Source organism: Chromatiales bacterium 21-64-14, from assembly GCA_002255365.1.
In the GTDB taxonomy this organism is placed as follows: Bacteria; Pseudomonadota; Gammaproteobacteria; order 21-64-14; family 21-64-14; genus 21-64-14.
In genome coordinates, this window is sequence record NCBI01000061.1 from 1 (window position 1) to 10,659 (window position 10,659).

Sequence of the window (10,659 nt, forward strand, 5' to 3'; positions counted from 1 at the left end):
GGACCTTCCGCTCCCTTCGCCACTTCGGCGACACGCCCGCGCCCTACGCCTACCGTGGACTACCCGCCTCGTGCTTCGCACTTCCCTGGCGGGCAGCGCTGGTGCAGCTCCAGACTGAGATCAAAAATCTCGCCGATATCGCCCGCAGGGACAGCCAGAACAAATATCGCAAGCATCGGCAGGCGCCCGCCACTCGGCCGGTGGCACCTCCTGCCGGCGTCAGCGCGGGAGGCGGCAGCACCACAAAAAATAGCACCGGAACTGGATCTGTACCTGTTCCTTCCCCTTTCCCCGCCGGGCCGACGGTGAGCCCATCCGCACCAGAAATGGACCCGGAGACAGCGCAAGGCGGGTAGTCCCCGGAAGGTGAAGGGCGTGGGTCCGGAGCGATCCGCAGCCTCATCTTGAGGTCCCGGCGCGGGCGGCTGATCCCGACCTTAGGCTTATGCCCTGCTTACACGTGCCGGCGCACCGCGTATCACCCAACATCCCGCACCGCCTCGCTGCGGACCAACCTCTCGTTCCCGCCGTCCCGCGCGCCCCCGGCGCCAGCCTGTCCGACGCCCCTCCACGCGCAAAACCGTCGGCAGCGCATCGCGCCGGAACCGCTGCGCGAACCCGGCACTCTCCCTGCAGACCCGCGCGCCCACGGGGCGAAGGCGTCGGACAGGCTGGCGCCGGAAACCGGGAGCGCAAAGATGGACGACGCGAAGAAAACGAGAGAGGACCGGCTCATCAAACGGGCGATGCGGGTACTGGAACAGCGGATGAATTACGGGCCCGTGATGCAGTCCCCAAACGTCGTGCGGGAATACTTGGCACTACGGTTTAGCAGTCAAGAGCGCGAGGTGTTCACCTGCCTGTTCTTGGATACCAGACACCGGGTGCTCAGCTGCGAGGATCTGTTCTTCGGCACCATCGATGGCGCGAGCGTCCACCCACGCGAAATCGTTAAGCGTGCGCTCGAAACCAACTGCGCCGCGGTCGTCATCGCGCACAACCACCCAAGCGGCAACCCCGAGCCGTCCGAGGCAGACAAGGCGCTCACCCGTCGGCTACAGGATGCCCTGGGCTTGATCGATATCCGCATCCTCGACCACTTGGTGATCGGTGGGGCCGCCACGGTCAGCTTCTCGGAGCGGGGGCTGCTCTAGCCCCCGCGCCCGGCGCGCGTATCGTTCACTGTTGTGGATTCGCGCGCGCCGTTTTACCATTTTGCGCAAGGATCGACGTCATACCCGGGCCCAATGGGGCCAAGGAGCGGATGGTGAGTACGGACCACTACACCGTCTTAGGGGTGCGTGCGGATGCACCCCCCGAGGTGATCCGCGCCGCATACCGGGCGCTGGCGCAGAAGCATCACCCGGACCGGGCCCAAGACCCGGGCACGGCACGCGTCTCGATGACGCGTCTGAATGAAGCCTATGCGGTGCTTTCCGATCCGGGGAAGCGCCGCGCCTATGATCGCGCCCGTGTCGAAAGCGCACCCCAGCCGCCGCAAGATCCGGTCCGTTGGAACGGCAACACCGCGCCGGTTTCAATAGAGGTGGGCGGGTACCGCTACGGGCTGAACTTCATGGCCGGTTTTGTGATCTCCAACGACGTGTGGTCCGACACCCATGTCTCCTCGCGCGGCGGCGGTGGGTACACGCTGATGGGCTACGGCTACTATTCCCGGCCAAAGGTCACCAGCGAGGTCATTCCCCGCCAGCGCATCGGCGTGCGCACCCGCGGCGGGCGGGACGTGTTCCTGGAGCAAAGCGGATCTCATTTACCCGTCGCCTGTGGTCAGCACGTCGAGGTGGTACGCGCCTTCAGTCACCACACCCGCCGCGAGGCTAACGTGGCGCTGGTTAACCGCGACGGGGGCCAGTGGTTCTGGGTCGGCTCGTCGCTGGACGCCGGCCAGGCGCTATGCGGGCCGGCTGCGGCATTCTGGGACTTTGTGATTTTTCTCGCGGTGGCAGGCGGGCTCGGTGTGTTGGGCTGGCACTTTGTTCACGGCTGGTTTCATCGCGCCCTGTATGTCCTGATTGGTGGCCCCCTGCTGGTCGGGAGTTGCAGCTTCTTGCTGTGGCGCACCGCCAGCAAGATCAGCGACGGCATCGGGCGCGCGATCACGGTTGCCGTACAACCCTCCGCGCCCACCGCTATGCCGCTGGATCTCGCCCACTAACGGGCGGCACGGCGACCTTGGGTAGAGAGACCTGCATACGAGGGATACGCGCTGGCCCGGGGGCCGGCGGGTGAGGCATGGGACGCAGGTTGCCATCGAGGGAGCCCCCGGGGGGATCCGAACGGAACCAGTGGACCGGGAGGGTAGGGTGGCCGCGTACTGCGTTACCGGTGCGCATCGCGCAGCGGTAGTTGAAGGGCCGTTTCCCGCGCGGGTCGCGGCGGTGCGCATGGCCTGCCTCGGGTACGGACGGGCCCATGGTCGCCCGCACGACGCCGGCTCTGAGCCGCGGGTGTAACTCCGCGTGCTCTCCAAGACCGGCTTGTTCATCGCGTTCTGTGCGCTCAATGCACTCGACTACGCGTTGACCCGACGGATCCTCGCCGCCGGTGGGTTCGAGGCCAACAGGCTGCTGCGGTGGGCCTACCGCCGGGCCGGCCCGGCCGGTATCGCCCTGGTGAAAGCCGCCGGCGTTGTGGTCCTCGCCGTGCTGTGGATGTTCCATCAGCTGCCAACCGCCGCTCTGGCCATCGCCGATGCGATCTACCTGGGCGTGATCGCGATTGGTTTTTTGCAGATCCATCCACTGCGCCGCTGATCGAGCGGTGCCTTCGTGCACGGGTGGTGCGCACGTCACACCAAGCCACCGCTTACAGGAACGGGCCGGATGCTGCCGCACGCGACGCTGACCAGCGGGTAGAGGGAGTCGCCTTCGTTGAGGTTGATCTCGACCTTGATGTTCTCTTCGCGGCGCAGGCCAACCGGGATATATCGATAAGTGGTTCGCAAGATTCTGGACGGTCGGAGCACATTGCGGATCGCCAGCCGGGCGTCGGCAATCAACGAATCGGCCGGCTGGCCCAATACCGGCGTCAGTACACGACGCAGATGTCGGTCCAATACATCGGGTTCCATCGCCTTGACGAGCACTAGGTCAATGTCCTCCGAATAGCGCGCAGCCGGCGCCAAGTGCGATTTGTGCAGGACCGTGCCACCGCGCATCGCCAGATGGTCCCCGAGGACGGGATCGGCAAAGATGGCGGCCACGCCGCGGGACAGCCGCAGATCCTGCTCGATCTGGCTGCGCTTGGGCCACGGCGCGTGCATCTGCCAGGCCGTCAGGTGGGTGTGCTGTATCATGCATTGGCGCTCCTCATGGCAGCCGACAGTCGTACCTTGAAGGTCGGATCGACTTCAGACGAGGCCCGCCCTGCTGTTTGGCCATGCTCCAGCGGCACGAAGCGAAGCGGCTTGTCGTTGAGCCATTCGGCAACCCGCGACGCCAGGACGTGTTGATTCTCCAGGACGAGCAAGGCGCCGAGGCGTTGGGCGGTCGGAATTTCCTGCAAGGCCTCCAGCGACTGGGTCAATCCCTGCGGCGTGCAAGAGGCCCACAGCGTTCGTTGCACCTCCAGGATGCGTCCCATACCGCCGACCAGGGTTGCGCGCTCCACCAGTTCCAACGCCGTCAGTTCCGGGGTGCCGACTTTGAAACGCCCGTCCGGCGTTTCGTGCCAACGCGTCGGCATGGTTTCGGTTCGTGCGCGGGTGTGAAACACCACCTCATGTCGGCCAACCGTGATCGGACGCCGCCGTTCGGGCACCATCACCTGAGTGACCGTGACCGCGTAGGGCGAGGCCCCGTAGACTTCCGCTGCGCTCAGTAGCGTGACGTAGTAGGGGATGTCCAACGTCTTGCTCATGTAGCGATCCAACCAGACGGCCAGTGGTGGGGCGCCGACCGTGGCATGCTGCAACGGTACGATAAGCCAGTGATCAGAACCACGGGACAGCCGAACCAGCCGGCCGCGCCGTTGCTGCCGATGCAGCGCTTGGCGCAATGCCGCTGTGCTGATGTCGGGCAGCTCCGCGCGGATGTCTCGAGTGCGCAGGTTGAGTTTGCCGGAGCGTTCGGCCGTATCGAGAACGGCGGAAAGGTGGCGAGTGGCGGCCATCAGGAATCCTCATACGTTTCGCGAAATATATCATAATATGTCATATATAGCGAGCGTATTGACAGCGCTACGAGCCGGGGCGTCGGCTGACCATCCTCGGTGGCCCGGGGCCCCTGAGAAATCACAACTTCCGCTTGTGGCCCTCGCAGACGAAAAGCCCCTCGGTGCGAGGGCAGATTGCGGCCCGTAAACCGCGCCACAAGGAACGTGCAGGATCCGGGACCAGGGAAGTAGGGACGCCGCAGGGGGGATCGGCGCGCTGGCAGGAACGCGGAACCAGATTGTGTTCCTCCCTGTAGAGATCGGGCAGGCGCAGTGCCAAGCTGGACATTCCAGGACGCCGCGCGGGGTTATCCTGTACCGCGTAGACACCGCCGGGCGGCGATGGCGCGACGGAACGTCGCTGTAATATTCAGGAAACTTTTTCCGCGCACGATCGATCCAGCATACCGGTACACGTCATCCGGTCTACGTGTAGCACGGGACCCATGCCGATATGTCACGGAGTGCCCTGCGTGATGGCGCCGGAATAGATGCAGGGCATAGATAGTCTTAGTAACCACAACAAACGCAGGGGGTGATGGGATGGAACCTACCACCGTACTTGATTTTGGCGGGGTATCGAACGTAGTCGCACGAATCGGGGCCTTTGAACCTTCCGCAGCACTGCTGGACGCCTTGTCCGCGCGTTATCCCGGGTACGCATTTTCCCTGGTGGCGGTGCGTGACCACTGGTACTGCGATGGACCATCAATCGGGACTATTACCACGCGGCTCACGCGCGACACCGCCTGCAGCCGGGGTCAACGACACCCAGCCCACGGGCACAGTCCCGCCGCCGTATGGGCGGAGAAACCGCCTGCCAAACCGATCGCGCCCCACTGGGCCGGTCGCACGTACTACATCGCCGCTCCGGTTGGAGACGGGCCGGCGGACTACTACCAGATCGAGATCGATCAGAACTGGGTGCAGGGGCCCGCCGAACCGATCGACGAGGCGGCGGCGCTGTATACGCCCGGCTATGAATTGCGCGCGATCATGCCAATCGCGGCGTTCGTGCGCGCTATGGCGGCCGCAATGGGCGCCAACGCTCCGGGGGCGCCGATGGGGACGGTCACGGACTCGCCGGCGGCCAACCGGGGTCCAGCGCGAACGGTGTCGTGGCCGCTGGCGCCCCGGGAATTGCACTGGCTACGGGACTGGCAGGCGAGCAGCGCGGGGCGGGAGGCGATGGCGAAACACTGGTTCCTGGAGTTGTTCGATTTGGAGGAGGCCGCAGGGGCAGGGCGGACCTTGGGTTTTATCCCGCAGTGCGCCGGTGCGGATGAAGGGATGTCGCTGCCCGCCGTGATCGCGACAGACCAGGTACCTATCCTTGAACTGGCGGCACAACTGGAACACTTCGATCAGCGGGCCGGGTATCCCTTTGCGTGGTATTTCTACGCATTGAGAGGGATACACCTACCGACGGGCGTGCTGGGGCGGATGGCCGAGGCGATCCGGGCCGGTGCTGTGATCGTACCGGAACACGACGCAGCGGTGCTGTTGCGTTGGCTTGATCAGCCGTATGACTTTTCCTGATGTCCGCACATTGCGGGGCCCATCGTGACCGTACGCGGGTGGGCTCGGCGGGGCTCCCCGTGAAACGGCACATGCCCAGCGGCGGGCCCCTGGGCCTACTCCTGCGCCTAGTGTGCCGGGTGCGGATACGCCACCGTCAGCCCTGGGAGCAGCGCCCCGTGGTGGTCGTGTGCAATCACGTCTCGTACCTCGATGGGCTGCTGGTCGCAGCCTTTCTGGCCCCGGGAAGACCTCTGACCTTCGCCATTACGGGTGACTTCACGGAGCACGAGCCCTGGCGCAGCGCCCTGCGGGCACTGCGTTGGTTGGGGTATGGGGATTGGTGCACCCTGGATCCGGACCGGCCACAGGGTGTCCGCCAGCTGGTGCAGCGGGCCCGGCAGGGGCCCGTGGTGATCTTCCCTGAGGGGGGGTTGTCGCCGGATGGGACGCTGCAGCCGCTCGCCCCCGGCGTGGCCGCGGTGGTGCACCATGCGCGGGTGCCGGTCATCCCGGTGCACATCACGGGGACCGAGCGCAGCCGTTTCGCACGGGTGTCCGGCCCGAAGGCTTGGCGCCCGCGCGTGACCCTCTCGGTGGGTCACCCGGTATGGCTGGTGGTCCCAGAGGGTACGGGTCGCGCACTGCTGCCCCGGCTTCAGGCGCTGCTGGCCAGCGCGGCGGGGGGCGTTGAGCCCTGCGAAATGCGCTGACGGGCGGCGAGGGCGCTATTGGTCTGGAACGACAATCCCGCAGGCGCGCAGGTGCTGGAGCAGCTACTGGCGCAGGGGCTCGGGGTCGTCGTCGCCATCGCGCCAGAACCGTTTCTCAAACTGCGCCGGTGCACCGCACCGATCAAGACAGGTGCGGCGGGTGGGGAGGTGGGAAGCCATCCGGGCCTTCGTCCAGTCCATTCGGCAAAACCCTCCCATAGAACTGCCATTCGAATTGCTGCGTTACATCTTGAACCTGCCACACAGGCTATGCGTACTACTCGGCCAGAGCTGCCAGTGGCGGTGATCCAGTCGTAAGGCTGGTATCGCGCTGGTTGCCGACCTTGACGCGGTATGCTGCGTTAATGGCTAATCGCATCAGTGCCGAGAAACCCACAACGCTTTTCGGGTACTCCGCGCCGCCAGAAGCTGCCGTCCAAAGGGATGCAAACGCAGATGTCGAGATGCTGGGCTCAGCACAATCTGTGTTTCCGCAGCGGAATCGTAAGCGCGAGCGATAATCAGTCAGCCAATCCCATGACAAACGCAAGCGCGACATTCAGTCGAGCGACATCCTTCTCGTCAAGCGATCCAATCCTGCGCCCAACGCGCTCGCGACGGATGGTCACGGGTTTATCCGCCATGACTTGCGAACGTGTCCGCAAGCCATTCTTCTCGGTAGGTTCGAGGGTGATGCGGAAATACGGGGCCTCTGCGATCTCGGAGGTCATTTGGCAGATGACCACGGAAGAATGCTCTGCGGGCAGCGCGTCAGTCTGAACAATTACTGCTGGGCGCGGCTTCCCATAGTCGCCTGGTGCCGCTACCGTCACGACGTCGCCCCGCTTCACTAGGCGTCAAATTCCGAGACCGCTTCGATCCACCGTATCGCTTCTCCCTCTGCTGCTCGGTCCAAACGGGCGACCTGCCGAGCGACCCGTCGCCGAACGGCCCTGGAATGGGGATCGGGTACGACCAAGCGCAATTCCCGTAGCCCCTGTGCACGGCGGCGCTCGCGCATCGCCCGCATTCGGTGTGCCGCTTGTACCATGATTGGTGTTCTCCTGTGTAACGCGTTACAGTGTAACGCGTTACAAGTGGAAATTCAATGGGGCGCCGCCCGAAATTTGAGTGCATTGGGGATGACGGGTTAGTGGCGACCAACTGTCGCGCGCTCCATCGAACGCGAAGGCCGGCGGTGGCTGAGAAAACGACTGTTGGGAGCACAGCAGACAGGTTGTCGGCCAGAGCCGCCGTTGGCATCGGCGCAGCTGAATAACCGGTCTCTCGCAGATTGCCGACGCTGAGATCGTGTCCCAGAACGTGGGGTAGGAAGCGGGCACTACATTTCCAATGAAATATCCATACGGAGACCGGAGTTCATTTGCTTTATGGCTCTTCAGGGTTCCGAGTAGGCAGAGGAGATCTTGCCTAAACCCTGGCCCAGGGGGAGTATCGCGGAACTATGCGCGATACGGAACTCTACCAAACGCTTTTGGGCCTCACCCCGCCATGGGAGGTGACGGCAGTGAACGTCATGCAAGCCTCGGCCGACCAGCCCGCTGGGGGAGATTGCCGTCCCGTTCAGTGGCGAGCGGATGTCCTGCTTCGCTGTCCGTCCTCGCCGCCGCCAGCTGACCCCGCCTCAATCCCGGTGTCGCAAGACACCGGGATTCCTCCTATAGTCCCCTGAATCCACACCCGAAACCACCTCCGGGGGGTGCGCAACACTGGGTGTCGCTTGACATGTGTGGTAGCTGCCCTTGGTCCGCCATTTCGCTTCCTATATGGCGTGGTCGGCGCCCCGGATTAGTCCTTCGCCATCCCGCGCGTCTAGCGGGTAGATGGCGATACCGATGCTCGCCGAGAGACACAGGCACCGTCGGCCGAGGTGCACCGGTCGGCGAACCGTCCCGAGCAGTTTTTTGGCCACGCGATCCGCGTCGCGGCTGTCGTGCAGTCCGTCGAGCAGGACCACGAATTCGTCGTGCCCGTACCGCGCCACGGTGTCGCTATCGCGCAGTGCGCGCGTCAGGCGTAAGGCAATTTCGCGCAGTACGCCGTCCGCCACGTAGCGCCTTCTGGCTTTGTTGACCGACTCCAACTCGTCGAGATTCACGAATAGAAGTCCTAGCAACTCCGCGTGTCGGTCGGCGCGGGCGGTCGCGGCGCGCAGCCGGTCTATGAGCAGTTGGCGATTGGCGAGCCCGGTCACCGCGTCGCGATAGGCCAAGGCGGACAGTGTCCTGAACAGGGTCATGTGCTGATAGGAGGCGAGGATCGCGCCACCGTCTTCGCAGCGGATCGTACGCGCGCTGCTGAGCGCCCAGACCGGCGCGCCGCCGGGGTGGCGCAGCGCCACTTCCACGTCGCGATATTCGCGCCCGTCGGAGAGCGCCTGGACAAGCCGGCGCTCATCTGCGACGTCTGCGTACAGTTCCGCGAGTTTTTTCCCGGAGAGTCGTTCCGGCGTGGATCCGAGCAACGGTTCACTATGCGGGCCGATGTACTCGATCTTTCCGTCGCTGCAGCGCGCAAGGACCGTAACCGAAGCCGCAGTTTCGGAGGCGGCGCGGAGCAGGGATTCCTCCGGTCCGGTATCGGGCTTGGTGCCTAGCCCTCCGTGCCGTAGCCTGATCACGACGTAGCCGTTCGCGCTATGCATGTCCGAAACGGACATTGCGCTGTAATGATAGCGGCGCAGCCCATGATCGCTCGGAAGCAGGGCTTCCCCGCTCGCGGTCTAACCGCTGCATCGTTGAGCTGCACCCGTTCAGCGGTGCAGCTTAGGACATCGGACGTCCTGAGCACCGCCTGCAACACGCGTCTCATGCCTGCACGCGGCGTGTCCATGTGACCACTCCGGTGATAAGCATATCCGTGTGTAGCCGCGTCGAGCGCGGAAGTGGGGCCGGGACCGGGCATTGTGCCGCTAAGCGGTGTAGGTGGTCTCGCGGCGTATCCCCCGGCCTGCATTCCGTTGTCACCGCGCCGCCGATGTGATCATGTGGTGTACCTTCACTTGGCGGGTGCGTATTGGCCCACAAGCCTGAGCGTACGTCGGGCGGCGATCGACCGGAATCTAACAGAGGTGTTGTGAAAGGTTTCCATAGCCTTATCAATTCACTACGGCGCGAAGTGAATTCGTGCCGCTGCATCCCCGCGGTGATTCGCGATCTGTTTATCATCAGCTTGCCGACCAGGTATGCGCAGAGATACGCGCTGCCTCCTGTACGTGTGGTGTGAGGGCCCGGCCGCCCCCCCCTCCGTGGGGGGCGGCAAGACAAATCTGCCGTGAGGTCATCGGATGTCCAACCATCCGCTGGTGAAAACTGCGACACCGTGCGCCTTTCACAGACGCGGCCTCGACGGCGGGTGTGTACGCTGCCCCGGAACGTGGGAGGAGGTGCAGGATAGCCTGCGGGCCGCGTGTGCCGGCGCATCGAAACCGGCGTGGCGGCGCGAGTGGTACCTCCCGTTTCCGGAACATCGTCGCACACCCTGCGTGCCATTACTGCTGCGTCTGACAACGTGGATCCGTTGGGTGCTTCTTGCAGTAGCTCTTGCTCAACTTCTCGTGCGTAGTGGCACCACTGCTCTGGTAGGTGTGCCCCGGGCCGGACTGAACGGGCCCAGCGAGCACGGGTGTGCTCATTAGTGCGGCGCCTCCTGCGATCAGTGCAGCCACACCGATGTCTCGTACGATTCCTGGCAGTTTCATGGTTCACCTCCGGCTTTGTCTCTGGTGTATCGGGTGCGCGACTGGGCGCTCATGCGCAGTCGCGGCTCGCATTGCTCACCCAGCAAGTTCCATACCAGCTCGCTGTACGCACGCAGAACGGCCGCATCGGGCTGTTTGGCGTGTGATGTTGTCGCTGCATCGTGACGCAAAACCTCGGTTCTTGCACTAAGTGCAGAGCTGGCCGCCGATTTCCGGTGTTGGCGATCGACGACGTGATGAAACGTCCGACGGACAAGGTGGAAACATGCAACACTGATTGCGCCGCCCGACGTGGAGGTCAGGCGGGAAGGGCGGAGGCCGGCCGAAGGAATTTCGGCCGACCTCCGCGTCGGGCGGGGTGCATTGTGGTGTGCTTCCATGCACGGGCGCACCGCCGAGTGTTACGGGGAATGGGTGCCCCGTGACGCGAGGAAGGGCAGGAGTGTCGCTACCTCGTGAAAGATTTTGGGACATCCCAGTCCCCAAAATCGACTCGCCAACGCGACAAGCTTTTGGGCCCCGGCCGCCCTGCGT

10 protein-coding genes are annotated in these 10,659 nt (G+C 64.3%); 5 read left to right on the plus strand and 5 right to left on the minus strand.

All coding sequences use genetic code 11. From position 1 onward, the window contains the following. The first annotated feature begins 698 nt into the window (after positions 1–698). From B7Z66_14925 to B7Z66_14935, 3 genes are all read left to right on the plus strand, one after another. A complete protein-coding gene (locus B7Z66_14925; GenBank protein ID OYV74879.1) occupies positions 699–1,154 on the plus strand; it encodes a DNA repair protein RadC in 456 nt (151 codons plus the stop codon). Positions 1,155–1,264: 110 nt separating this feature from the next. Then, positions 1,265–2,176: a hypothetical protein gene (locus tag B7Z66_14930; GenBank protein ID OYV74880.1), complete on the plus strand. Its 912-nt coding sequence runs from the start codon at positions 1,265–1,267 to the stop codon at positions 2,174–2,176. A gap of 304 nt (positions 2,177–2,480) precedes the next feature. Then, positions 2,481–2,774, plus strand: a complete 294-nt coding sequence (locus B7Z66_14935) for a hypothetical protein (GenBank protein OYV74881.1) — start codon at positions 2,481–2,483, stop codon at positions 2,772–2,774. Positions 2,775–2,809: 35 nt separating this feature from the next. On the opposite strand, the gene B7Z66_14940 is transcribed toward B7Z66_14935, so the two are convergent. After that, a complete protein-coding gene (locus B7Z66_14940; GenBank protein ID OYV74882.1) occupies positions 2,810–3,316 on the minus strand; it encodes a hypothetical protein in 507 nt (168 codons plus the stop codon). Further along, on the minus strand, positions 3,313–4,131 hold the full coding sequence (locus B7Z66_14945) for a hypothetical protein (GenBank protein OYV74883.1): 819 nt from the start codon (positions 4,129–4,131) through the stop codon (positions 3,313–3,315). The genes B7Z66_14940 and B7Z66_14945 overlap by 4 nt, the downstream gene beginning before the upstream one ends. Before the next feature lie 585 nt (positions 4,132–4,716). On the opposite strand from B7Z66_14945, the gene B7Z66_14950 reads away from it, so the two are divergent. Together B7Z66_14950 and B7Z66_14955 are read left to right on the plus strand one after the other, a co-directional pair. Next, complete coding sequence (locus B7Z66_14950) at positions 4,717–5,712, plus strand: hypothetical protein (GenBank protein ID OYV74884.1); 996 nt, start codon at positions 4,717–4,719, stop codon at positions 5,710–5,712. Next, positions 5,712–6,404, plus strand: coding sequence for a hypothetical protein (locus tag B7Z66_14955; GenBank protein OYV74885.1), 693 nt, complete (start codon positions 5,712–5,714; stop codon positions 6,402–6,404). Before B7Z66_14950 ends, B7Z66_14955 begins: the two co-directional genes overlap by 1 nt. Positions 6,405–6,925: 521 nt before the next feature. Here B7Z66_14955 and B7Z66_14960 read toward each other — a convergent pair. From B7Z66_14960 to B7Z66_14970, 3 genes are all read right to left on the minus strand, one after another. Further along, entirely contained in the window at positions 6,926–7,255 is a 330-nt protein-coding gene (locus B7Z66_14960) for a growth inhibitor PemK (GenBank protein OYV74886.1), read from the minus strand. Then, entirely contained in the window at positions 7,255–7,434 is a 180-nt protein-coding gene (locus tag B7Z66_14965) for a hypothetical protein (protein OYV74887.1), read from the minus strand. Before B7Z66_14965 ends, B7Z66_14960 begins: the two co-directional genes overlap by 1 nt. Positions 7,435–8,187: 753 nt before the next feature. Continuing rightward, positions 8,188–9,084 (minus strand): hypothetical protein, encoded by an 897-nt coding sequence (locus B7Z66_14970; protein ID OYV74888.1) that lies wholly within the window; start codon positions 9,082–9,084, stop codon positions 8,188–8,190. Positions 9,085–10,659 lie beyond the last annotated feature (1,575 nt).

Excerpts from the sequence above, each read along its gene's own strand:
- B7Z66_14925 (OYV74879.1), top strand. The coding sequence starts at position 699 with ATGGACGACGCGAAGAAAACGAGAGAGGACCGGCTCATCAAACGGGCG.
- B7Z66_14930 (OYV74880.1), top strand. The coding sequence starts at position 1,265 with ATGGTGAGTACGGACCACTACACCGTCTTAGGGGTGCGTGCGGATGCA.
- B7Z66_14940 (OYV74882.1), bottom strand. The coding sequence starts at position 3,316 with ATGATACAGCACACCCACCTGACGGCCTGGCAGATGCACGCGCCGTGG.
- B7Z66_14945 (OYV74883.1), bottom strand. The coding sequence starts at position 4,131 with ATGGCCGCCACTCGCCACCTTTCCGCCGTTCTCGATACGGCCGAACGC.
- B7Z66_14950 (OYV74884.1), top strand. The coding sequence starts at position 4,717 with ATGGAACCTACCACCGTACTTGATTTTGGCGGGGTATCGAACGTAGTC.
- B7Z66_14955 (OYV74885.1), top strand. The coding sequence starts at position 5,712 with ATGTCCGCACATTGCGGGGCCCATCGTGACCGTACGCGGGTGGGCTCG.
- B7Z66_14965 (OYV74887.1), bottom strand. The coding sequence starts at position 7,434 with ATGCGGGCGATGCGCGAGCGCCGCCGTGCACAGGGGCTACGGGAATTG.
- B7Z66_14970 (OYV74888.1), bottom strand. The coding sequence starts at position 9,084 with ATGTCCGTTTCGGACATGCATAGCGCGAACGGCTACGTCGTGATCAGG.